Below are 22,536 nucleotides of genomic sequence, written 5' to 3' on the forward strand. Positions count from 1 at the left end.
CATGCCCAGACGACTTGCGAACCGGGTTTCCGCCACCGCCCCAACACCTCTACAGCTCCGCCAAGGAACCGCATGACCACCGCCTCCACGCCCCTGTTTAGCCCCCTGCAGCTCGGCCCGCTCAGCCTGCCCAACCGCATGGTGATGGCCCCCATGACGCGCAGCCGCACCAGCCAGCCAGGCGACGTGCCCAACGCATTGATGGCCACCTACTACGCACAACGCGCCAGCGCCGGCCTGATCGTCTCGGAAGCCACCCAGATCTCCCGCCAGGGCCAAGGCTACAGCTTCACCCCCGGCATCTATTCAGAGGCGCAGGTGGACGGTTGGCGCCGCGTCACGGACGCAGTGCACGCCGCCGGCGGGCGCATGGTGCTGCAGCTGTGGCACGTTGGCCGCATGTCGCATGCCAGCTTTCACGCCGATGGCCTGCCGGTCGCGCCTTCGGCGCTGTCGCCCCAAGCCCAGGTCTGGGTGGTCGGCGACGACGGTGTCGGCCGCATGGTCGACTGCCCCGTACCGCGCGCACTGAGCGCACAGGACATCCAGGACGTGATCGGCGACTTCCGCAGGGGCGCGGCCAATGCGATGCGTGCCGGTTTCGATGGCGTGGAAATCCACGGCGGCAACGGCTACCTGATCGATCAGTTCCTGCGCACCACCTCCAACCAACGCACCGACGCCTACGGCGGCGGCATCGCCCAGCGCACGCGCTTCGCCGAAGAGGTCGCGGCCGCCGTGGCGGGCGAGGTCGGGGCAGAGCGCACCGGCATCCGCCTGGCGCCCTTCATCACGCAGCGCAACATGAACTGCCCGCAGATCATCGAGACCATCCTGCATCTGGCCAGCAGGCTCGACGAGATCGGCCTGGCCTACATCCACCTGTCGGAAGCCGATTGGGACGATGCGCCCGAGATTCCGCAAGACTTCCGCCACGCGCTGCGCCGCGCCTACCAGGGCAAGGTGATCGTTGCGGGCAAGTACGACGCGGAGCGCGCCCAAGCCATCCTGCACGAGGGCCTGGCAGACCTCGTCGCCTTCGGCCGCCCCTTCATTGCCAACCCGGACCTGCCGGCGCGCTACGCCGCCCAGGCGCCGCTGGCCGCATTCGATCCGAAGGCCCTGTTTGGCGGCGACGCGCGCGGCTACTCGGACTACGCAGCCCTGGCCACTGCCTGAAACCCTCCTTGCTCGCCCTCCTTGCTATCCCCTCTTCCTCAACCTTTGAAAGCACGACCATGAAAGCCGTTGGATACCAGAAGCCCCAAGCCATCAGCCAACCCGAATCGCTGATCGACATCACCCTGCCCGATCCCGTGGCCACCGGCCGCGACCTGCTGGTCGAAGTCAGGGCCGTGTCCGTCAATCCGGTGGACACCAAGGTGCGCGCCAGCGGCGCGCCCGCCGAGGGGCAAACGCACAAGGTGCTGGGCTGGGATGCCAGCGGCATCGTCAAGGCTGTGGGCCCCGAAGTCACGCTGTTCAAGCCGGGCGACCGCGTCTGGTACGCCGGCTCCATTGCGCGCCCTGGCACGAACAGCGAACTGCACCTGGTGGACGAGCGCATCGTGGGCCACGCGCCCAGGTCGCTGGACTTTGCACAGGCGGCGGCCCTGCCCCTGACCGCCATCACCGCGTGGGAGATGCTGTTCGACCGCCTGGGCATCGCGCCGGGCAAGCACCCCAGCCACAAGACGCTGCTCATCATCGGCGCCTCCGGCGGCGTGGGCTCCATCCTCACGCAGCTGGCCACGCGGCTGACCAGCCTTACCGTCATCGGCACCGCATCGCGGCCCGAGACGCAGGCCTGGGTCAAGGAGCTCGGCGCCCACCACGTGATCGATCACAGCCAGCCGATTGCCGACGAACTCAAGCGCATCGGCTTTCCCACGGTGGACCACATCGTGAGCCTCACGCAGACCGACCTGCACTTCGCACAGATCGTCGAGGCGATCGCGCCCCAGGGAAAATTCGGCCTGATCGACGATCCCGCGTCGCTGGATATCACCAAGCTCAAGCGCAAGTCGGTGTCGGTGCACTGGGAATTGATGTTCACCCGCGCCCTGTTCGGCACCGACGACATGATCGGCCAGCACCGCCTGCTCAACGAGGTTGCCGCACTGGTCGATGCCGGCCTGATCCGCACCACGCTGGCCGAGCGCTTCGGCAGCATCAACGCCGACAACCTCAAGCGCGCCCATGCCCTGATCGAGTCGGGCAAGGCGCGCGGCAAGGTGGTGCTGGAGAACTGGGGCTGAGCCATGAAGAAAGAGACCATTTTCAACCTGGCCATCCTTGAGGCGAAGGCCGGCCAGCAAGACCAGCTGCGCGACGCCCTGCGCGCGCTGGTGCCATTCACCCGGCAGGAGGCCGGATGCCTGGACTACACGCTGTTCGAGCTGGCGGACAAACCCGGCACCTTCTACATGCGGGAGTCATTCAGGAACCAGGCAGCGCTGGATGCGCACTTCAGCATGCCGTACTTCAAGGCGTTCGAGAAACGCTTCGACGAACTGCTGGCACGCCCCCTGCAACTGGTGGGCCTGAAGGAAGTGCCCTGACGGGCGGTACGGGCCTGGGCGGTACGGGTCCGGCCGACGACTAGCGCGCGGCTGCAACGCGCCGCCCCCACGCTGGCGGCAGCGTGGGGGTTGCCGCCGACAGCTCGTCCCATACGTACTGGGCGGCAAAGCCGTGGTGACGGCTGCGTGAGCGCACCAGGCAGGCTTGCCGGCCCAGATTTCTTTCGGCCAACGGGACTGCGTCCTGCACGTCCAGGCTCATTGCCGCAGCACCGTTGAGCAACGCAACCATGCCGTTTTCACGGGCGGCATGCACCAGGTCCTCCAGCGTATCGGACTCCAGATGCACGCCCGGCTTCAGCCCCTGCGCCGCAAAGGCGTTGTCGAGCTGGCGCCGCATGGCGTATTCGCTTGGCAGCAAGGCCAGGGGGTGGTTCGCGACCTCGCTGAGCTCCAGCAGGCGTCGCCGCCGGCGGGGCTTCAATCCCACGGCCACCACCGGCTCGTCGAAACAGGCCAGGATCTCCAGATCGGCATGCGGCTCCGGGTCGAAGCTGACGGCGAGATCGAAATCGCCACGCAACACGCCCTCCACCAAGGCCTGTGCGGTGCGCCTGCGCAGTGCGATCGCCAGCTGCGGCCACTGCGCCTGGGCACTGCGCACGACGGGCAGTACCCAGCATCCCGCGTAGGACTGCACCAGGCCGATGCGCACCAGGCCCGCCACGGTGCTCGCACGCGCTTGCACGTCGCGCAGCGCCGCCTGCAGCTCCCTGAGGCAGGCCGACACCCGGCGGTCGAGCTCATGTCCGGAGGCCGTGGCTACGGCGCGCCCGCTCGCACGGTCGAACAGCTGCACGTCCAGGGTCGATTCCAGCAAGGCGATCTGCTCCGACAGCGCCGCCTGCGAGATCGAGGCATCGCGCGATGCCGCACTGAAGCTGTGCGCCCGCATCGCCGACACGAAGTAGCGCAACTGGCGCAATGAGACGAGATCAAGGGGGTCGCGGTTGCGTGCGGACATGGCCATCGGATTATCCGATAGGCGCGGCCAGAAAATGCGAATTGCGAAGAAACAAGGGCCTGCCGACACTACGGCCACGAGACAACTCTGGTCACGAGAGCACCGATGAAACGACGCAACTTCCTTCAGTACGCCAGCACGGCGACGGCCATTTCAGCCATGGGCGCAAGCCCCTCGGCGCGCGCACAGGCATTCCCTTCCAAGCCCATCCGCATCATCTGCCCCTATCCGGCAGGTGCGACCACCGATGCCGTCTCCCGCCTGATGGCGAATGCCTTGCAGACGGACAGCGGCAGCACGGTGATCGTCGACAACCGCAGCGGTGCGGGCGGCAACATCGGCACGGAGGCGGCAGCACGCGCAGAGGCCGACGGCTACACGCTGCTGCTGGGCGCGCTCGGCCCCATGGCCGCGAACCCGGCGCTGTACTCCAGGCTCAACTTCGATCCGGCCAAGGACTTCACACCGCTGGCATGGGCCGCCTCGGTGCCGTTGATCTGGGCCGTGCATCCCTCCTTCCCGGCGGCCACGGCCAAGGAGGCGCTCGAATGGCTGCGCAAGAACCCGGGCAAGTTCTCCTACGCATCCGCCGGCAACGGCACGCCGCAGCACCTGGCGGGAGAACTCGTCAAGCGCCAGACCGGCACCTCGATCCTGCACATTCCCTACCGCGGCTCCGCGCCGGCACTCAACGACGTGCTGGGCGGCACGGTGCAGATGGTGTTCGAAGCCACGCCGGCCATCCTGCAGCATGTGCAAAGCGGGCGCCTGAAGGCGCTGGCCGTGACGTCCGCCAGGCGCATTCCTGCGCTGCCCGGCGTGCCCACGCTCAAGGAATCGGGCGTGGACGCCGAGATCAGCGGTTGGTACGGCTTCCTCGCGCCCGCCGCGACCCCGGCCGACCGCAAGGCCTGGCTGATCAAGCACATGGGCGCGGCGCTGGCGGCCAAGGCCACACAGGACAGGCTGGCCGAACTCGGCTCGGTGCCCATCGACAACTCGCCCCAGGCATTCGCACGCCTGCTGGACAGCGAGCGGGCACGCTGGCAGACGCTGATCCGCGAAGTCGGCATCAAGCTCGACTGAAGGCACCGCCCCATGCCGCACATCGCCATCGAGGTATCACCATCCTTGCTCCCGTCGATCCAGTGGGAGCCGGTCCTGCACGCCATGCACCTTGCGCTGGCCGAGCGCGGATGGGCACGGCTCGCGGACCTGAAGTCGCGCGTGGCACCCATAGCCGTCGGACTGTGCGGCGACGACCGCCACGCGCAGCAACTCATCGCCACCCTGACGCTGACCAACCCGCGCCCGCCGCAGATGTGCTCGGCCATGGCCGAGGTCGTGTTCGAGCATCTCTCGCGCGCGATCGGTGCGATCGGTGCGATCGGCCCGTTCGAAGCGCCCCCGGAATCAGCGGCGTGGGTGCAGTGCTGCGTGTTCCTGCAGGAGCACCCGAAGTCGCACTACTTCAAGCGGCAATGGAACGCGCCGCCGCCCGCTCCCCCAATTCCATGACAAGGGGAAAAGCGCCATGTGTTGCGGCTGGCGGTTGGCCGCTGATCGCTGATCGCGCGCTGCCGGCTCAGGCCGCCAGGCCTGCGGCCAGCTGCCGCACGGCGCGGGCACTGGCGCCCTTGCCGGTGATGGCCACCGCCGGAGGGTGGGCCAGCATGCGCTCGAAGACCTTGCGCACTTCCTCGGCACCGATGCCATCGATCATCGCCAGCGTTTCGGCCACGGACGTCACGCTGCCATGGGCAAAGAGGTCCTCGACAGCCCGCTCCATGGTGGCGTAGGTCCGCTCGCCCGCACGCACCCGCGAGACCGCCAGCTGGTTCTTGGCCCGCTCCAGATGCACGGGGTCGATGCCGGCAGCCTGGGCGCGCAGCAGGCCGCCTGTCGCAGCCACCAGCGCTTCGAGCTTGTCCGGCGTCGTGACGGCATGCACGATGAAATTGGCCCACACGTCACCGCCCTCCATCGCCGCATAGGCCGTATAGGCCAGTCCGAGCCGTTCACGCACGGTATCGACCAGGGGCGACGACATCCCCTCGCCCAGCAGATGGGCCGCCAGCGAGGCCACGAGACGCGCACGCTGCGGGTGCTCGCCCTGCAGCTGCTCGAACACCAGGGGATAGGCCAGGTTCACGAACACCTGGGACACCTGCGTGAAGCGTTGCGCCAGGGCCTGCCCCACATACTTTGCGGGCTGAGGGGGCAGCGCCACAGCGGGATCGGCCGACGCAGGCATGCCGGCGAACAGCTGCGCCGCCTGCTCCAGCCAGGCCGGCACATCGAAGTTTCCGGCCGCGACGACGACGGTCTTTTCTCCCACGTAATGGGTTTGCACATGGCGCACCAGATCCTGCCGGGTGAAGCCTTCGATATTGGCCACCGTGCCGATCACCGGCATGCCCATGGGGTCATCGCCCCAGATGGCGCGGTCCAGCAGATCGCCGGCGCTGTCCTCCGGGTCCTCTTCGTACTCGATGGCCTCCTGCCGGATCACCTGCAGCTCCCTTTGCAATTCATGCTCGGGAAACACGCTGTTCAGCACGATGTCCGCAATCATTCCCAGCAAGGCCTGCGCATGCCAGCCCAGGCCGGTCATGAAATAGCCGGTGATGTCCTTGCCGGTGAAGGCGTTGACCTCCGCGCCCAGCCGCTCCGCATCCAGGTTGATCTCCTGCACGGAACGCGTATGCGTGCCCTTGAACGCCATGTGTTCCAGCACATGGCTGATGCCGTTGCTGGTGGAGGTCTCGTCGCGGGAGCCCACGCGCAGGAACACACCCACGCTGACGCTCTGCAAATGCGGCATAGGCAGCGCCAGCAGCCGCACTCCGTTCGCAAGAGTGCGCAAGGCCATGGCAGGCCGCTCCAGTTCGGTTGCCGCCAGGGGCTTTTCTTGAATCATGGGCTATTGTCGTCGCGCTCCAGAGGATGCGCAGGGCAGGCCTCTTCAGCCCTCTTTCGTGCGTCTGTGATCAAAGCTGCGGGGAGCTCGGCCGCAGCCCATGCGCCACCAGCACACAGCAAGGCGGACAAGGTCTGGGACCCTGCGCGTTACCCCTCAAACTAGCTGGATCTCTGTCGCGAGGCACGATGGAACCATTTCTCATTTCCATACAAACAAACATGCTGACCATTGATTTCGATGACTTCAAATTCGATATCGTGCCGACTTCTCGTTCCATCGAGGAAGATGGCGTCCCTTATAGGGACTGGTTGACCCTCAATGTAAAAATCACGGACGGCAATTTTTCGGGCAGTGTTCAGTGGTTGACAATGCCAGCCGAAATCAAAAAATTCCAGCAAGACCTTTCACAGGCCTATGGATCATTGATAGCGGGCAATTTTGATATTGAACCTGTCCAACTCTCGGGGATCGAGCCTCAATTTCTGCTTGCCATCGGGGTGGCGAACGCATGGGGCCACCTGTTCGCGCAATACACCATGAAGGACTCCCCGGACGGCCCCGAGCTCAAAGGCTCGTTCGGATTGGATCAGAGCTTTCTTCCCGAATGGATCCGTGACCTGGATGAATTGCTGGAATTCCGCGGCCATTAAGAGCCGATAGCACAATTTACCCAGAGCTCAGCACAATCACAAAATTTAATGCATTGGGCCCAGATAATTCCAGCCTTGCCAAAGTCAGAAACAAAAAAGCCCGCATTGATGCGGGCTTGATGCGGAAATACGGCCGGACGACCCCGGCCGTTTCCTATTGCGCAATCATTCCCACTCAATCGTCGCCGGCGGCTTAGTCGAAACGTCGTAGGTCACGCGGTTGATGCCGCGCACTTCGTTGATGATCCGGCCAGACACCTTCTTGAGCAGGCCGTAGGGCAGCTCGGCCCAGTCGGCGGTCATGAAGTCGCTGGTCTGCACGGCGCGCAGGGCCACGACGTAGTCGTAGGTGCGGCCGTCGCCCATGACGCCCACGCTCTTGACGGGCAGGAAGACGGTGAAGGCCTGGCTGGTGAGGTCGTACCAGTTCTTGCCGGTGGCTTCGTCGGTCCAGTTGCGCAGTTCCTCGATGAAGATGGCGTCGGCGCGGCGCAGCAGGTCGGCGTATTCCTTCTTGACTTCACCCAGGATGCGAACGCCCAGGCCCGGGCCCGGGAAGGGGTGGCGGTAGACCATTTCGCGCGGCAGGCCCAGGGCCACGCCGAGTTCGCGCACTTCGTCCTTGAACAGGTCGCGCAGGGGCTCGAGCAGCTTCAGGCCGAGCTGCTCGGGCAGGCCGCCGACGTTGTGGTGGCTCTTGATGGTGACGGCCTTCTTGCTCTTGGCACCGCCCGACTCGATGACGTCGGGGTAGATGGTGCCCTGGGCCAGGAAGGTGGCGCCCTTGTGGCCTGCATCGCCGGCCTTGAGCTTGGCGGCCTCGGCCTTGAAGACGTCCACGAACAGGCCGCCGATGATCTTGCGCTTGGCCTCGGGCTCGCTGACGCCGGCCAGCTTGCCCAGGAACAGGTCGCTGGCGTCCACGCGGATGACCTTGGCGTGCAGCTTGCCTTCGAACATTTCCATGACCATGTCGCCTTCGTTCAGGCGCAGCAGGCCGTGGTCCACGAAGACGCAGGTCAGCTGGTCGCCGATGGCGCGGTGGATCAGGGCTGCAGCCACGGACGAATCCACGCCGCCCGACAGGCCGAGGATGACTTCCTCATCGCCCACCTGCTCGCGGATTTTGGCGACGGCTTCCTCGATGTAGTCGCCCATGATCCAGTCGGCATTCGCCGCGCAGATCTCGCGCACGAAGCGGTTGAGCAGGGCCGCGCCCTGCACGGTGTGCGTGACTTCGGGGTGGAACTGGACGGCGTAGAAGCGGCGCGCCTCGTCGGCCATGCCGGCGATGGGGCAGGACGGCGTGGAGGCCATGACCTTGAAGCCCGGGGGCAACTCGGTGACCTTGTCGCCGTGGCTCATCCAGACCTTGAGCATGCCGTGGCCTTCGGCCGTGGTGAAGTCCTCGATGCCCTTGAGCAGTTCGGTGTGGCCATGGGCGCGCACTTCGGCGTAGCCGAATTCGCGGGTGTGCGAGCCTTCGACCTTGCCGCCCAGCTGGGTGGCCATGGTCTGCATGCCGTAGCAGATGCCCAGCACGGGAATGCCCAGCTCGAACACGGCGTCGGGGGCGCGGTCGTCCACTTCGTAGACGCTGGCGTGGCTGCCCGACAGGATCACGCCCTTGAGGCGGCCGTCGGCGGCGAATTCACGCACCCAGTCGCTGCTGACGTCGCAGGGGTGGACTTCGCAGTAGACATGGGCTTCGCGCACGCGGCGGGCGATCAGCTGGGTGACTTGGGAGCCGAAGTCAAGAATGAGGATCTTGTCGTGTTGCATGGTCATCTCAGGCAAAGGTGATGGGAGGGGATCAGAAATCTTCAGGGGCCAGCAGCGCCAGCCCGCGCTTGCGTGCGGCGGCGGCCTGGGCTGCGTCAAAGGTGGCCAGCGGCAGGCGCAGCGACTGCGCCAGCCACAGGTAGGCCGCGTCATAGACCGGCAGGCGGGTGTCCAGCGCCACGTCGAGCACGGCCTTGTGCTGGGCGGGCGCCAACTCGTGCAGTTCCACGCGGTGGCGGATGGCCTCGAGCACGCCCCACAGGCCTTCGACCGAGCTGTGCGGAATGCGGCCGCCGTGCACGCCCGAGGCGATCAGGTTGCCGCATTCCCACTGCCAGAGGTTGGGCGCCTGCGGGTCCACTTCGTGGCGGCGGATGCGGGTATACAGGCGCTGGGTGTGCACGCTGGCGGCATCGGGCAGCAGCCAGGCGGCGGTGACGGAGGCATCAAGCACGAAGGAGGTCATGCCTGGCTCCGGCCTGCGTGGCGCAGTCGGGTGGTGGAGTCCGGCGCCTGTGCCGCCTGTGCCGGCTGGGCTGGCCGCACCGTGGCCTGCAGCGCCTGCATCTGCTCCAGCTCGCGGGCGATCTGCTCGTCGGTGATCACGGGGCGGCGGCGCACCGGCAGCATGCGCACCACTTCCTTGCCGTGGCGGGTGATGCGCACTTCCTCGCCCTGCTCGACAAGTTCGATCAGGGCGGAGAAACGGGTCTTGGCTTCGTAGATGCCGACAGATTGCATGGCGGGGCTGAAAACAAAAGCAGGCCTGGTGTCCGGCCTGGCCCGAATTCTATCATTCTGGCCAGAATTTCCAAAAATTCAGACCAGAACCATGCGGATATTCGCGGGCCTTGCCTCGGGGGGCTGTCGGTGAACGCCACTCAGCGCTGTTCGCGCACGAAGCCGACAAACCGCGCCAGCGCGGGCGACATGGCTCCGGCAGGCCAGGCCAGGCTGGTCTCGCAGACCGGCAGGGCAACGGCCTTGCTGCCTGCACGGGCGCTGGCGAAAACCACCTCGCGGTAGACCACGCCGGGCCTGCAGAACTGCATCACGCTGGCGGGCACCCAGGCCAGGCCGATGCCGCCCCAGACCAGGTTCACGATGGTCTGCATCTGTATCGCCTGCTGCGCGATGCGCGGCACATGTCCGTGCCGTCGGTACAGATCCGTCACCGCGTCATGGAGCGAGGGCATGATGCGGCGCGGAAAGATCACCAGCGGCTGCTCCAGCACTTCGTCGAGCATCAGCCGGTCCGCACCGGCAAGCGCATGCTGCTGCGGCAGGGCCAGCACCATGGCTTCCCGTCCCACGGCCAGGCGCTCCAGGCCGGCCGGCGCATGCCCCGGGGCATGCAGCATGAGCCCGGCATCGATCTGCCCGCGCTCGAATGCCTCCATCTGCACATCGCTGGTGGCCTCGACCAGCTCCAGCGCCACACCGGGCGTTCCTGCAACGAAGTCCCGCACCCACAGCGGCAGCCGGGTGAAGCCGATGGTGGAGACAAAGGCCAGCCGCACGCGCCCCACTTCTCCCGCTGCCGCAGCCCGCGCAATCCCGGGCAGCGCTGCCGCCCGCGCCAGAAGCTCACGCACCTGCGGCACAAGCGCCTCGCCGGCGGGCGTCAGCGCGACGTGGCGGCTCGAGCGCTCGAACAGCGCCACGTCCAGGCTGCGCTCCAGCTGGGCGATGGCCTGTGTGAGCGGCGGCTGCGTCATGTGCAGGCGTGACGCGGCGCGGCCGAAGTGCAGCTCGTCCGCCACGGCCAGGAATTGCCGCCAGACGCGCAGATCAATGGGGGGCTCATTCATATGCGCAGCATATCAATCATGCCGATGAATAGGATTGGATCAGATGAATCAGTCGGCCCATACTCATCCAACCCCCACAACGAGAGACATGCCATGACCCCGCCGAACCAGATCAACCGCCGAAGCGCCCACATCACCGAAGGCAAGGCGCGCGCAGCCAACCGCTCCATGTTCTACGGCATGGGCTACAAGGAAGAGGATTTCAAGAAGCCCATGGTCGGCGTGGCCAACGGCCACAGCACGATCACGCCGTGCAACTCCGGCCTGCAAAGGCTGGCGGACGCGGCCATCGCAGGCATCGAGGAGGCCGGTGGCAACGCGCAGGTGTTCGGCACGCCGACCATCTCGGACGGCATGTCCATGGGCACGGAAGGCATGAAGTACTCGCTGGTCAGCCGCGAGGTGATCGCCGACTGCATAGAGACCTGCGTGGGCGGCCAGTGGATGGATGGCGTGCTGGTGGTCGGCGGCTGCGACAAGAACATGCCGGGCGGCATGATGGGCATGCTGCGCGCCAATGTGCCGGCCATCTATGTCTACGGCGGCACCATCCTGCCCGGCAGGTGGAAAGGCCGGGACCTGAACATCGTCAGCGTGTTCGAGGCCGTCGGCGAGAACGCCGCGGGAAAGATCAGCGACCAGGAGCTCAAGGACATCGAGCAGCACGCCATTCCCGGCACGGGCTCGTGCGGCGGCATGTACACCGCCAACACCATGTCGAGCGCGTTCGAGGCGCTGGGCATGAGCCTGCCCTACTCCTCCACCATGGCCAATCCCCATGATGAAAAGGAGAACTCGGCCAAGGAATCCGCCAGGGTGCTGATCGAGGCCATCAAGATGGACCTCAAGCCGCGCGATATCGTGACGCGCAAGTCCATCGAGAACGCGGTCTCGGTGATCATGGCGACCGGGGGCTCCACCAATGCCGTGCTGCACTTTCTCGCGATCGCCCATGCGGCCGGCGTGCCCTGGTCCATCGACGACTTCGAGCGCATCCGCCAGCGGGTGCCGGTGCTGTGCGATCTCAAGCCCAGCGGCAGATACCTGGCGGTGGACCTGCACCAGGCGGGCGGCATCCCGCAGGTGATGAAGATCCTGCTGAATGCGGGCCTGCTGCACGGCGACTGCATCACCATCTCGGGCCAGACCATCGCCGAGACCCTGGCCGGCGTGCCTGACGAACCGCCTAACCCCCAGGTCATCCGCCCCCTCTCGGATGCGCTCTACCCGCAGGGCCACCTGGCCATCCTCAAGGGCAACCTGAGCCCGGAAGGTGCGGTGGCCAAGATCACGGGCCTGAAGAACCCGGTCATCACCGGCCCGGCACGCGTGTTCGACGATGAGCAATCGGCACTGGCGGCCATCCTCGACGGCCGGATACAGGCCGGCGACGTGATGGTGCTGCGCTACCTGGGCCCCAAGGGCGGCCCCGGCATGCCGGAAATGCTGGCCCCCACGGGCGCCCTGATCGGCGCCGGCCTGGGCGAGAGCGTGGGCCTGATCACCGATGGCCGCTTCTCCGGCGGCACCTGGGGCATGGTGGTCGGCCACGTGGCGCCGGAAGCGGCTGTGGGCGGCACCATCGCGCTGGTGCATGAGGGCGACTCGATCACCATCGACGCGCACGCATTGCAGCTGCAGCTGAACGTGCCCGAAGACGTGCTCGCCCAGCGCCGTGCGGCATGGAAGGCCCCCGCGCCACGCTACACGCGGGGCGTGCAGGCCAAGTTCGCGTTCAACGCATCGAGCGCCAGCTCGGGCGCGGTGCTGGACAACTTCGCCATTTGAGCGTCGTCATCTGAGCTTCACCATCTGAGCTTCGTGAGCGCACGAAAAAAAGAGGTCCGGGCAGTGGCTGCCCGGACCTCTTTTCCATCTCGCGCCAAGGCGCTGGACCTGGATCAGTCGGCGCGGTAGTTGGGCGCTTCCTTGGTGATCTGCACGTCATGCACGTGCGATTCACGGATGCCTGCGGCGGTGATCTCCACGAACTCGGCCGTGTTGTTCATCTCTTCGATGGTGGCGCAGCCGCAGTAGCCCATGGCAGCGCGCACGCCGCCGGCCATCTGGTAGACGATGGAGACCATGGAGCCCTTGTAGGGCACGCGGCCTTCGATGCCTTCGGGCACGAGCTTGTCGGCGTTGGGATTGCCGGTGCTCGATTCCTGGAAGTAGCGGTCGGCCGAGCCCTGCTGCATGGCGCCGATGGACCCCATGCCGCGATAGCTCTTGTACGAACGGCCCTGGTACAGGATGACTTCGCCCGGCGCCTCTTCGGTGCCGGCGAACATGCCGCCCATCATGATGGTCGAGGCGCCAGCGGCCAGGGCCTTGGCGATGTCGCCCGAGAAGCGGATGCCGCCGTCGGCGATCAGCGGCACGCCCGTGCCCTGCAGGGCCTGGGCCACGCTGTCGATAGCCATGATCTGGGGCACGCCCACACCGGCGACGATGCGCGTGGTGCAGATGGAGCCGGGGCCGATGCCGACCTTGACGGCGTCGGCGCCTGCCTCGGCCAGTGCCAGCGCAGCGGCGCCGGTGGCGATGTTGCCGCCGATGACATCGACCTGCGGGTAGTTCTGCTTGACCCAGCGCACGCGGTCGATCACGCCCTTGCTGTGGCCGTGGGCCGTGTCCACCACCAGCGCATCGACGCCGGCCTTGACCAGCAGCTCCACGCGCTGCTCGGTGCCCTCGCCCACGCCCACGGCGGCGGCCACGCGCAGGCGGCCTGCGCTGTCACGCGCTGCGTTGGGGAAGGTGGTCTGCTTGGTGATGTCCTTGACGGTGATCAGGCCCTTGAGTTCAAAGGCGTCGTTCACGACCAGGATGCGTTCGAGCTTGTGCTTGTTGAGCAGGGCCTTGGCTTCCACGGGCGTGGTGCCGTCCTTCTCGTTGACGGTGATCAGGCGCTCGCGCGGCGTCATGATCTGGCTGACCTTGACGTCGTAGCGGGTCTCGAAGCGCAGGTCGCGGCTGGTGACGATGCCCACCACCTTGCCGCCGTCGCAGACGGGGAAACCCGAGATGCCGAGATTCTCGGACAGCTGCAGCACCTGCAGCACGGTGTGCTCGGGGGTGATGACCACGGGGTCGTGCACCACGCCGGATTCGTGGCGCTTGACCTTGGACACTTCGGCGGCCTGCTGCTCGGCCGTCATGTTCTTGTGGATGACGCCGATACCGCCCTCTTGCGCGATGGCAATGGCCAGACGCGCCTCGGTCACGGTGTCCATGGCGGCGGACACAAGGGGAATGTTCAGGGAGATGTTGCGCGAAAAGCGCGTCTTGAGCGAAGTGTCCTTGGGCAGGACCTGGGAGAAAGCGGGGACCAGAAGGACGTCGTCGAAGGTCAGGGCTTTACCGAGAAGGCGCATGTGAGAGCTCCAAAAGAAGGATTGTACCCGTGCGCCGGATCACAATGTATGCTGTAGGCCATTCGGCCCGATCCCCAACTCACCATGCACGCCATCAAGCTTGTTTTGCTAGTCACGCTTGCCGCCTGTTCGCTGCCCGCAGCCGCCCAGTGGCAATGGGTCGACGCCACAGGCCGCAAGGTCTTCAGCGACCGCGCACCGCCTCCTGACATTCCCGCCAAGAACATCCTGCGCCAGCCTGGCGGCAGCACACCGCCGCCTGCCGCCGCGCCCTCCGCCGCTGCGGCAGCTGCGGATGCAGGCACGGCGCCTGCGGCGGACGCCGGGGCACCGGCAGCACCTGCTGCAGCCGCCAAGGACACCAAGTCCGCAGGCACCGACAAGGCCCTGGAAGAGCAAAAGCGCAAGGCCGAAGCCCAGGAGGCCGCCAAGGCCAAGGCGGAAAAGGAACGGATTGCCAAGCAGCGCCAGGACAACTGCGCACGCGCCAAGCAGTCCAAGACCGCGCTGTCTTCGGGCCGCCTGCTGGGCTACACGAATGAGCAGGGCGAGCGCGGCTTCATGGACGACGCCACGCGCGATGCGGAACTCAAGCGCGCCGACGCCATCATCGCCTCCGATTGCGGCGCAATGCGCTGATCGCCGAATCCGGGCCGGCTCAGTAGCCGGCCTTGGCTCCAGGCCTCTGGCGCTGGAACAGCCCCGTGGCCCGAGCGCCCTGGCGTGCGAAACGCTCGCGGCGCGCCACCTTGGGGTCCACGGTCAAGGGCCGGTACAGCTCCACTCGGTCACCGTCGCGCAGGGCTTGCGTCAAAGGCGCGCTGCGGCCCCACAGGCCTGCCGGCCCGGCCTGCGCAAAGCCCAGCGCCTGCCAGCCGCCCGCCGCCGCCACCGCATCGGCAATCGTGGCACCGGCCGGCAATTGCAGAAACAGCTCGACGACTTCGCCGGCGCGCGCACTGCAGGCCAGCGTGATGCGCACAGCGGGCTGGGGCTCAGCCATAGACCTGCTCGGCACGCTTGATGAAGGCATCGACCATGGAGCCTGCAATGCGGTCGAACACCGGGCCGACCACGGCGGCCAGGGCCATGTTGTCGAAACCGTAGTCCAGTTGCAGTTCGACACGGCAGGCGCGCTGCGATCCGTCGCCCACGGGGCGGAACATCCAGTGGCCCTCCAGCCGCGAGAACGGCCCCTTGATCAGGCGGATGCTGACCTGGCGCCCGCCATCGTCGAGCACGCTGTGCGTGTTGCGCGTGACGAAGGACTTGCGCATGCCGCCGAATGCAATGCCCACCTCGGCCGTCATGCCCTGCTCGTCCTGCTCCAGCACCCTGGCCTGATCGCACCAGGGAAGGAAGTCGGCATAGTGGGCCACGTCCGTCACCAGGGCAAACATTTCTTGGGGGCTGTACCAGATCAGGACGGACTTGTTGACTTTTTTCATGAATGGGGCGGGCTGCACGGCATGCAAAACACCGGCAGCGCCGCCATGGCACAGCCGGCTGTCACAATGACGGCAAGGCGAAACTAAAATCCCGCACGGCGGGAAGACGGCAATCCAGTATTGTAGGGAGACCTTTCATCTCCAGGTTTTCGCCGCATCTATTACTCCATGGCCAAGAAACCTGAAACACAGTCGCGCATCGCCGACAACAAAAAAGCCGCATTCAACTACTTCTTCGAGGAACGCTTCGAGGCCGGCATCGTGCTGCACGGCTGGGAAGTGAAGGCACTGCGCAGCGGCAAGGTGCAGTTGACGGACGGCTACGTCATCGTCAAGGACGGCGAGCTGTTCCTGCTCGGCTGCCAGATCAACCCGCTCAAGACCGCCTCCACCCACGTCAACCCCGACGCGGCGCGCATCAAGAAACTGCTGCTCAAGAAGGACGACATCCTGCGCCTGATCGGCAAGGTGGAGCAAAAGGGCTTCACCCTGGTGCCCATCAACCTTCACTGGAAGAACGGCTATGTCAAATGCGACATTGCCCTGGCCAAGGGCAAGGCCGAGCACGACAAGCGCGACGTGATCAAGGACCGCGAAGGCAAGCGCGAGGTCGAGCGCGCCATGAAGAGCTTCAACCGTTGACGGGCATCCGCAGCTTTTTTTGCACTGCTGCGGAATAAACCGGCACGGCCCAGTGTTCATTGCAGTGTCCGGCCGCAATTTCGCGCGCCGGCAAGCACCGGAGACAGCGATGAAGAAGCTCGGCATGAAACTTGGTACCTGTGCCTTCACGGCAGCCCTGACATTGGCCCTGGCAGGCTGCTATTCCGCGCCTGCGGCCAACGCCTCTGGCCAGACGCCGCCCAGTGCGGTCAGCGTGCAAAACGGCATTCTGGTCGGCGCCAACGGCATGACGCTCTATACCTTCGACAAGGACACGGCCGGCAGTGGCAAGTCCGTCTGCAATGGCCCCTGCGCGACCAACTGGCCGCCCCTGATGGGCAAGCAGGCGCCCTCTGGCGGCAACTACAGCGTGATCCAGCGCGACGATGGCAGCAGCCAGATCGCCTACAAGGGCAAGCCCCTGTACTACTGGGTGAAGGACGGCAAGGCCGGCGATACCACGGGCGACGGCGTCATGGGCGTCTGGCATACCGCACGCCCCTGAGTCCGGCCCCCTGCGCGATCGGACCTGCCCATGGACCGCAGCCAGATCCTGGAGCACCTGCCCGGCCTGCGCCGCTACGCGCGGCTGCTGGCAGGCGATGCCTGGGCAGCCGACGACCTGGTGCAGGACACGCTGGAACGCGCCTGCCGCAAATGGCTGCTGTGGCGCTCCGATGGCGATCTGCGCGCCTGGCTGTTCACCCTGATGCACAACCTCTACCTGAACCAGCGGCGCTCTGCCGCACGAGGGCAGTGGCTGGACATCGACAGCCTGTCCGAGTCCCTGGCAGCGCCCGAGGACAGCAGCGACGCTGCCCTGGACCTGGAGCGCTGCCTGCAGCGCCTGCCCGCCGAGCAGCGGGCGGTGCTGCTGCTGGTCAGCGTGGAGGACATGAGCTATGCCGACACGGCGCGCGTGCTGCAGCTGCCCCTGGGCACCGTGATGTCGCGCCTGTCGCGCGCACGCTCCCGGTTGCGCGAGCTGATGGAGGCAACGCCCGCAGCTTCGCCCGCCCAGACTGCTGCACCCCAAGCCGCAGCCCCGTCGCTGCGCCGGCTCAAATGACGAGGCCGCCATGACTGCCCCCGCCCCCACCTCCCCCTCCTCCCCCTCCTCCTGTGGTGTCTCGGCTGCCACGGCCATCCCCGACGAGCAGCTGCATGCCCTGGTCGATGACCGCCTGTCGGCCCCACAGGCACAGGCGCTGCGCGAGCAGTTGGATGCAGACAGCGCAGCACGCGTGGAGCAATGGCAGCGCCAGCGGCAGCTGCTGCGCGCCCTGCACGGCGCCCGCAGCGAACCGCCCATGCCCGATGAAATGCGCGCCGCCGCCGAGCAGCTGCAGGGCCTGCAACAGCGCCAGCAGCAATGGTGGCGCTGGGGCGGCATGGCCGCAGGCTGGCTGCTGGCCTTCGGCCTGGGCTGGCTGGTGCACGGGCAGCAGGCAGCGCCTGCGGCACCCTCAACGGCGGACACGCTGGCCGCTGCCGCACCTGCCCGCTTCGCCCATCAGGCAGCAGTCGCCCACGCGGTCTACCAGCCCGAGCAGCGCCACCCGGTCGAGGTCGAGGCAGCGCAACAGGCCCATTTGCTGCAATGGCTTTCCAAGCGGCTGGGCCGGCCGCTGAAGCTGCCAGCCCTCACGGAACTGGGCTATGAGCTGGTGGGCGGCCGGCTGCTGCCCGGCGACAGCGGCGCACGCGCCCAGTTCATGTACCAGGATGCGGCCGGCGAGCGCATCACCCTGTATCTGGGCGCGCTGGAGGACCCGGCCACGCGTGGCGAGACCGCCTTTCGCTTCAGCAGCGACGGCCCCGTGCCCAGCTTCTACTGGGTGGACCAGGGCTTTGGCTATGCCCTCAGCGGCGCCCTGCCGCGCAACCGGCTGCTGCAGCTGGCCACGGCCGTGCACCAGCAGCTTTGAAGCCTGGGGCCACGGCTACCAAGGCAGCGGCGCCGCCTCGCCGTTGCCATGTTCGCCGTAGTACAGCGAGGGCAGGAAGCGCGACAGGTAGGTGAACTCCGTGTAGCAGTGGCGCAGCAGGCCCAGGCCCAGCGCGTCGGGCAGCTCGGCCGCCGGGTCAGCGCAGGACTGGCCCAGCAAAAAGCGGCTGCGCAGGACACAGCCAAAAGGCGTGTCACGCGCCAGGTGCACCATCTGCCCGCCCATGGGGTCCCCGCTGGCATCCAGCTGCACATGCTCGCCGAAGCCGATACGCGCATACACGGCGGCCGATGCGCGTTTTTCGGCAAAGGCCAGCTCCAGCTGCGCAGGGTCGAACAGCTCGCGCGGATCGTGGAACTTGAGCCTGGCCGCCACGGGCGGAATATCGGCCAGGGACTCCACCGCTTCGATGGACGCGCCGATATAGCTCTCGCCCTTCTTCCATTGCGCATCCCAGCCACGATGCGCGATGTGGTCATGCGGATGCCACCACTTGATGTGCTGCGTGGTCTCGAAGAACTTGAACCACCAGTCCAGCATGCGGCCGCTGCAGCCGTGCAGGTCGGTACGGCAGGCCACCACCAGACAGCCGCTGGGCAGGCGCTGGATTCCCGTCTCCAGCCGCAGCGGCGTGATGTGCAGCAGCTCGTCGATGCGGGAAATGTCGGGCTCGAAGGCATGGGAGTTCATGGGTGTTTTCCGTTCCTGGGTTGATGAGGAAAAGCCATCTTATATTAAAGAAACGAACATCGTTTCCAAACAATCGGATAATCCCAGCCGGGTAACAAAATGCTGCACAACCAGGCACGACCCTGCACAACACCGAACGGAACGACAAGAAATCCAATGGAATCCGAAATCACTCCTGCGGCCCCCAGGCCGCGCGGGCGGCCGGCCCGGCCCGAGCACGAGGCCAACGATGCCGCCCTGGCCGCCGCCACCTGGCTCTTGCTCAACGAAGGCTATGCCGCCACCACCATGGAAGCCGTGGCCAGGCGCGCGGGGCTGGCCAAGAAGACGCTCTACCGCTTTGCCGCCAACCGTGAGGATCTGGTGGCCCTGGTGGTGCGCAGCTGGACAGACGGTTTCCGCCCCGCCCTGTCGGCCGATGCGCAGTCGGCCTCAGAGGTGGCTCCGGCGCTGGCCGAGATCCTGCGCGTGATTGCCGCGCGCGTGCTGTCGGCCGAGGCGGTGGGGATGTTCCGCCTGCTCACCACCGATTTCCCCGCCAAGCCCGAGTTGCTGGAGGTCTACCAGCGCAACGGCATAGAGCGCGGCCGCGGCATGCTGGTGGACTGGCTGCGGCGCCAGTGCGCGAAGGGGTTGCTCAGGGCAGAGCAGCCCGATGTCATCTGCGACCTGTTGCTGTCCATGGCCATTGCCGAGCCGCTGCGGCAGATGGCCCTGGGCCTGACGCCGCCCGTGCCCGAATGGGATCCGGGCCCGCGCATTGACGACGCGGTACGGCTGCTGGCAGGCCATTCCTGCCGCATGGAGCCCGCTGATCGCTGAACCGAAAAAAAGGCCATCCGGCGCGGTGCCGGATAGCCTTTTGAACCCTTGGAGGTTTGAGCAACCGCCGCGCGATCAGTCCAGCGCCGCCAGCGGGTGCGAGTGCACTGGCCAGGGGCTGTCGAAGAAGGCACGCCATTGCGCGTCCTGCACGTCTTCGATGCGCGCGGGGTTCCAGCGCGGTTGGTGGTCCTTGTCCACGGCCAGGGCGCGAATGCCTTCGATGGTCTCGCTCTGGCCGGGGCGCAGGTAAAAGCAGTGGCGCACCATGTCGCGCTCCATGCGCAGGTCCTGGGCCAGCGTCATGCCGCGTGCGCGGCGAATCTGCTCCAGCACCACGTGCAGCATCAGCGGCGAGCGCTTGCGCAGCGTGGCTGCCGTGTGCTGCGCCCACTCGCCATCCGCCGCTTCCAGTGCCTGCACCATGGCAGCCACCGTGGGCAGGGCAAACACGCGGTCGATCTCGGCGCGGGGCTGGGCCGCTGGCTTGGCCGGGGCCGTGAACTTCGACTTCACCAGCGCCTCGACGGCCGCTGCATCGGCAAAGCTGCCGGCGGCCAGGGCATCCCACAGCGCAGGCTGCTGGTCCGAGGGCAGATAGCCATCGGCCAGGCCGAAGTCCAGCGCGTCGGCCGCGCCGATCACGTCGCCCGTCAGCGCCAGCCACTCACCCGCGTGACCGGGGCAGCGCGATAGGAAGTAGCCGCCACCCACATCGGGGAACAGGCCGATGGCCGTCTCGGGCATGGCCATCTTGGTACGCTCGGTGACGATGCGCAGCGTGCCGCCCTGGCTGATGCCCATGCCGCCGCCCATGACGATGCCGTCCATGAAGGCGATGTAGGGCTTGCCGAAGGTGTGGATCAGGTGGTTGAGCGCGTACTCCTCGGTGAAGAAGTCCTCCAGCTGCGGATTGCCCGTGCTGCCTGCGCCGTGCAGAAAACGGATGTCGCCGCCCGCGCAGAAGGCGCCGAAGGCCCCTTCCTTGCCCATGCCGCGGATGGCCACGGCCAGCACCTGATCGTCCTTTTGCCAGGCCAGCAGGGTGGCCAGCAGATCGCGCACCATGCCCAGCGACAGCGCGTTCAGCGCCTTGGCCCGGTTCAAGGTGATCATGCCAATGCGGCCCCGCACTTCGCTGAGGACTTCGCCGGCAGCTCCCGTCATATCTTGCTCCTTGTTGCTATGCATGCCCTGCCCCGGCAGCCCGGGGCGATGAGCCGCAACCATAGCTGAAAATCCGCGCCCACCCCTGACAAACAGGTGCCAATTTGCGCAAGTGCACGACAGGGCGGGCAGCCGCCGCGCACCGCAGCGCACTCAGTCCAGAGAGACGCCCGTGCTCTTGACCACGCCGGCCCAGCGCTTGATCTCGCTGCGGATGTAGGCGCCGTATTCCTCGGGCGAGGAGCCCAGGCCTTCGGCGCCCTGCAGCTGCAGCTTCTCGACCACGCCCGGGTCCTTGAGCGCGCGCATCAGCTCCTGGTTGAGCCGCTGGATGATGGCGGCTGGCGTCTTAGCGGGCACCATCACGCCCTGCCAGGCCCCGGCCTCGAAGCCGGACATGCCGCTTTCGGCCAGCGTGGGTACATCGGGGAAGTTGGGCAGGCGCTTGGAGGAACTCACGGCCAGCAGCTTGAGCCGTCCCTCCTTGATGAAGGGTGCGACGGAGTTGATGGTGTCGGTCATGAAGTCGATCTGCCCGGCCACCAGATCCACGTCGGCCGGCGCGCTGCCCTTGTAGGGCACGTGGCTGGCCTCGATCTGGTAGTGCTGCACGACCTGGAAGACCGCCAGGTGCGTGACATTGCCGTTGCCGGCCGAACCATAGGACAGCTGGCCCGCCTTGTCCCTGGCATGGCGCACGAACTCCTGCACGTTCTTCACCGGCAGCTTGGGGTTGACCACCAGGCCCAGCGGCACCACGGCCGTCAGCGCCACGGGCATCAGGTCCTTGTTCACGTCGTAGCTCATCTTCTTGTAGAGCGACGGGCTCAGCGCAATGGACGAGGTGTTGTAGAGCACGGTGTAGCCATCGGGCGCGGCCTTGGCCACCAGGGCGTTGCCGATGTTGCCGTTGGCGCCGGGCCGGTTGTCCACGATCACGGTCTGGCCCAGTTGCTGGCCGACCTGCTGGGCCAGCACGCGCGCCACCAGGTCGGTGGGCCCGCCCGGCGGGAAAGGCACGACCAGCGTGATGGGCTTGCTGGGCCAGGGCTGCTGTGCCAGGGCCGCTCCCGGCACTGCCGCTGCGGCTGCCATGCAGGCCGCCACGGCGGCCAGCACCCTGCGCCGCCCTTGTCTGCCTGCGGCCTTGTTGCCTTTCTTGTCCATGCTGTTGTCTCCTGGTGTCGTTATGGGAATTCTTTTGTCCGCCTAGCTGCGCCCTGCCAGCAGGCGCACGGCCGTGTATTCCATGACCTTCTGGTGGCCCTGGTTGAAGACCTCGATGCGCGAGGTGACGACGGCGCGGTTGCCCTTGGAGGTGGGCCTGATGGCGGTGACCTCGACCAGCGCCTCGATGGTGTCGCCCACCAGCACGGGGCCGAGGATCTTCTGGTGCAGCTCCAGCATGGCCAGGCCCGTGCCCTGGATCATGCTTTGCAGGATGAAGCCTTCGATCAGCGCATAGGTCATGGCGCCCGGCACGGGGCGGCCGGCAATGGCGCCGCCGTCGTAGCCCTCCTCGATGAAGATGGCCTCCAGCATGCCCGTGGCATTGATGAAGGCGACCAGGTCGGATTCGGTCACGGTGCGGCGGAAGGTGCGCAGTTGCTGGCCGACCTGCAGGTCCTGCCAGAAAAAGCCCTGGCCCATGCGGGGCACGGCGTTCCAGGCGGCGCCAGGGTGGGGCTGCGGGGTGTTCACTGTCATC

At 66.7% G+C, this 22,536-nt stretch carries 26 protein-coding genes; 13 read left to right on the plus strand and 13 right to left on the minus strand.

Annotated features, from left to right (window positions below; genetic code table 11):
• Positions 1-72: 72 nt before the first annotated feature.
• Genes PO605_RS07525 through PO605_RS07535 form a run of 3 tightly spaced genes read left to right on the plus strand, consistent with a single transcriptional unit; the run spans position 73 to position 2,561 of the window.
• Complete coding sequence (locus PO605_RS07525) at positions 73-1,179, plus strand: alkene reductase (RefSeq protein ID WP_047470749.1); 1,107 nt, start codon at positions 73-75, stop codon at positions 1,177-1,179.
• 59 nt (positions 1,180-1,238) lie between these two features.
• Positions 1,239-2,258, plus strand: a complete 1,020-nt coding sequence (locus tag PO605_RS07530) for a zinc-binding alcohol dehydrogenase family protein (protein ID WP_047470751.1) — start codon at positions 1,239-1,241, stop codon at positions 2,256-2,258.
• Between the two features lie 3 nt (positions 2,259-2,261).
• Positions 2,262-2,561, plus strand: coding sequence for a putative quinol monooxygenase (locus PO605_RS07535; RefSeq protein ID WP_047470753.1), 300 nt, complete (start codon positions 2,262-2,264; stop codon positions 2,559-2,561).
• Positions 2,562-2,601: 40 nt separating this feature from the next.
• On the opposite strand, the gene PO605_RS07540 is transcribed toward PO605_RS07535, so the two are convergent.
• Positions 2,602-3,546 carry a LysR family transcriptional regulator gene (locus tag PO605_RS07540; protein WP_231574382.1) on the minus strand — a complete coding sequence of 315 codons (945 nt, stop codon included), beginning with the start codon at positions 3,544-3,546 and terminating at the stop codon, positions 2,602-2,604.
• Positions 3,547-3,651: 105 nt separating this feature from the next.
• On the opposite strand from PO605_RS07540, the gene PO605_RS07545 reads away from it, so the two are divergent.
• Positions 3,652-4,632, plus strand: a complete 981-nt coding sequence (locus PO605_RS07545) for a Bug family tripartite tricarboxylate transporter substrate binding protein (RefSeq protein WP_047470757.1) — start codon at positions 3,652-3,654, stop codon at positions 4,630-4,632.
• Between the two features lie 12 nt (positions 4,633-4,644).
• On the plus strand, positions 4,645-5,064 hold the full coding sequence (locus PO605_RS07550) for a 5-carboxymethyl-2-hydroxymuconate Delta-isomerase (RefSeq protein WP_047470759.1): 420 nt from the start codon (positions 4,645-4,647) through the stop codon (positions 5,062-5,064).
• A 67-nt stretch (positions 5,065-5,131) separates the two neighbouring features.
• Here the strand turns inward: PO605_RS07550 and PO605_RS07555 are convergent, their stop codons facing one another.
• Positions 5,132-6,418 (minus strand): M16 family metallopeptidase, encoded by a 1,287-nt coding sequence (locus tag PO605_RS07555; RefSeq protein ID WP_047470765.1) that lies wholly within the window; start codon positions 6,416-6,418, stop codon positions 5,132-5,134.
• Between the two features lie 236 nt (positions 6,419-6,654).
• Between PO605_RS07555 and PO605_RS07560 the strand changes: the two genes are divergently transcribed.
• On the plus strand, positions 6,655-7,119 hold the full coding sequence (locus PO605_RS07560) for a WapI family immunity protein (protein ID WP_442855466.1): 465 nt from the start codon (positions 6,655-6,657) through the stop codon (positions 7,117-7,119).
• Between the two features lie 165 nt (positions 7,120-7,284).
• Here the strand turns inward: PO605_RS07560 and guaA are convergent, their stop codons facing one another.
• The 4 genes from guaA to PO605_RS07580 form a co-directional block, all read right to left on the minus strand.
• The gene (gene guaA, locus PO605_RS07565) at positions 7,285-8,901 is read right to left on the minus strand and encodes a glutamine-hydrolyzing GMP synthase (RefSeq protein ID WP_272206215.1); all 1,617 of its coding nucleotides are present in this window, start codon (positions 8,899-8,901) and stop codon (positions 7,285-7,287) included.
• Positions 8,902-8,932: 31 nt separating this feature from the next.
• A complete protein-coding gene (locus tag PO605_RS07570) occupies positions 8,933-9,367 on the minus strand; it encodes a type II toxin-antitoxin system VapC family toxin (RefSeq protein WP_012204856.1) in 435 nt (144 codons plus the stop codon).
• The gene (locus PO605_RS07575; protein WP_047474144.1) at positions 9,364-9,642 is read right to left on the minus strand and encodes a type II toxin-antitoxin system Phd/YefM family antitoxin; all 279 of its coding nucleotides are present in this window, start codon (positions 9,640-9,642) and stop codon (positions 9,364-9,366) included. The genes PO605_RS07570 and PO605_RS07575 overlap by 4 nt, the downstream gene beginning before the upstream one ends.
• 140 nt (positions 9,643-9,782) lie before the next feature.
• A complete protein-coding gene (locus PO605_RS07580; RefSeq protein ID WP_047474145.1) occupies positions 9,783-10,712 on the minus strand; it encodes a LysR family transcriptional regulator in 930 nt (309 codons plus the stop codon).
• 93 nt (positions 10,713-10,805) lie between these two features.
• Between PO605_RS07580 and ilvD the strand changes: the two genes are divergently transcribed.
• On the plus strand, positions 10,806-12,500 hold the full coding sequence (gene ilvD / locus PO605_RS07585) for a dihydroxy-acid dehydratase (RefSeq protein WP_047474146.1): 1,695 nt from the start codon (positions 10,806-10,808) through the stop codon (positions 12,498-12,500).
• Between the two features lie 113 nt (positions 12,501-12,613).
• Here ilvD and guaB read toward each other — a convergent pair whose 3' ends face one another.
• Positions 12,614-14,089, minus strand: a complete 1,476-nt coding sequence (guaB, locus tag PO605_RS07590) for an IMP dehydrogenase (protein ID WP_013803023.1) — start codon at positions 14,087-14,089, stop codon at positions 12,614-12,616.
• Between the two features lie 84 nt (positions 14,090-14,173).
• Between guaB and PO605_RS07595 the strand changes: the two genes are divergently transcribed.
• Positions 14,174-14,728, plus strand: a complete 555-nt coding sequence (locus PO605_RS07595) for a DUF4124 domain-containing protein (protein WP_272206216.1) — start codon at positions 14,174-14,176, stop codon at positions 14,726-14,728.
• Between the two features lie 19 nt (positions 14,729-14,747).
• Here the strand turns inward: PO605_RS07595 and PO605_RS07600 are convergent, their stop codons facing one another.
• Together PO605_RS07600 and PO605_RS07605 are read right to left on the minus strand one after the other, a co-directional pair.
• Complete coding sequence (locus PO605_RS07600; RefSeq protein ID WP_016448868.1) at positions 14,748-15,092, minus strand: RnfH family protein; 345 nt, start codon at positions 15,090-15,092, stop codon at positions 14,748-14,750.
• Positions 15,085-15,537, minus strand: a complete 453-nt coding sequence (locus tag PO605_RS07605; protein WP_016452375.1) for a type II toxin-antitoxin system RatA family toxin — start codon at positions 15,535-15,537, stop codon at positions 15,085-15,087. The genes PO605_RS07600 and PO605_RS07605 overlap by 8 nt, the downstream gene beginning before the upstream one ends.
• 168 nt (positions 15,538-15,705) lie before the next feature.
• On the opposite strand from PO605_RS07605, the gene smpB reads away from it, so the two are divergent.
• From smpB to PO605_RS07625, 4 genes are all read left to right on the plus strand, one after another.
• The gene (gene smpB, locus PO605_RS07610; protein WP_016448870.1) at positions 15,706-16,179 is read left to right on the plus strand and encodes an SsrA-binding protein SmpB; all 474 of its coding nucleotides are present in this window, start codon (positions 15,706-15,708) and stop codon (positions 16,177-16,179) included.
• Positions 16,180-16,288: 109 nt separating this feature from the next.
• On the plus strand, positions 16,289-16,705 hold the full coding sequence (locus PO605_RS07615) for a hypothetical protein (RefSeq protein ID WP_016448871.1): 417 nt from the start codon (positions 16,289-16,291) through the stop codon (positions 16,703-16,705).
• Positions 16,706-16,735: 30 nt separating this feature from the next.
• Positions 16,736-17,269 (plus strand): sigma-70 family RNA polymerase sigma factor, encoded by a 534-nt coding sequence (locus tag PO605_RS07620; RefSeq protein WP_272206217.1) that lies wholly within the window; start codon positions 16,736-16,738, stop codon positions 17,267-17,269.
• A gap of 10 nt (positions 17,270-17,279) precedes the next feature.
• The gene (locus tag PO605_RS07625) at positions 17,280-18,128 is read left to right on the plus strand and encodes an anti-sigma factor family protein (protein WP_272206218.1); all 849 of its coding nucleotides are present in this window, start codon (positions 17,280-17,282) and stop codon (positions 18,126-18,128) included.
• 15 nt (positions 18,129-18,143) lie between these two features.
• On the opposite strand, the gene PO605_RS07630 is transcribed toward PO605_RS07625, so the two are convergent.
• Positions 18,144-18,839: a DAPG hydrolase family protein gene (locus PO605_RS07630; RefSeq protein WP_272206219.1), complete on the minus strand. Its 696-nt coding sequence runs from the start codon at positions 18,837-18,839 to the stop codon at positions 18,144-18,146.
• A 156-nt stretch (positions 18,840-18,995) separates the two neighbouring features.
• On the opposite strand from PO605_RS07630, the gene PO605_RS07635 reads away from it, so the two are divergent.
• A complete protein-coding gene (locus tag PO605_RS07635) occupies positions 18,996-19,661 on the plus strand; it encodes a TetR/AcrR family transcriptional regulator (protein ID WP_046240364.1) in 666 nt (221 codons plus the stop codon).
• Between the two features lie 75 nt (positions 19,662-19,736).
• Here PO605_RS07635 and PO605_RS07640 read toward each other — a convergent pair whose 3' ends face one another.
• From PO605_RS07640 to PO605_RS07650, 3 genes are all read right to left on the minus strand, one after another.
• Entirely contained in the window at positions 19,737-20,828 is a 1,092-nt protein-coding gene (locus tag PO605_RS07640; protein ID WP_016448876.1) for an enoyl-CoA hydratase/isomerase family protein, read from the minus strand.
• A gap of 153 nt (positions 20,829-20,981) precedes the next feature.
• Positions 20,982-21,995, minus strand: a complete 1,014-nt coding sequence (locus tag PO605_RS07645) for a Bug family tripartite tricarboxylate transporter substrate binding protein (protein WP_047472685.1) — start codon at positions 21,993-21,995, stop codon at positions 20,982-20,984.
• A 42-nt stretch (positions 21,996-22,037) separates the two neighbouring features.
• Positions 22,038-22,535 carry a MaoC family dehydratase gene (locus PO605_RS07650; RefSeq protein ID WP_047472684.1) on the minus strand — a complete coding sequence of 166 codons (498 nt, stop codon included), beginning with the start codon at positions 22,533-22,535 and terminating at the stop codon, positions 22,038-22,040.
• Between the last annotated feature and the right edge of the window lies 1 nt (position 22,536).

Source organism: Delftia sp. DT-2, assembly GCF_028401915.1.
GTDB classification, from domain to species: Bacteria; Pseudomonadota; Gammaproteobacteria; order Burkholderiales; family Burkholderiaceae_C; genus Comamonas; species Comamonas tsuruhatensis.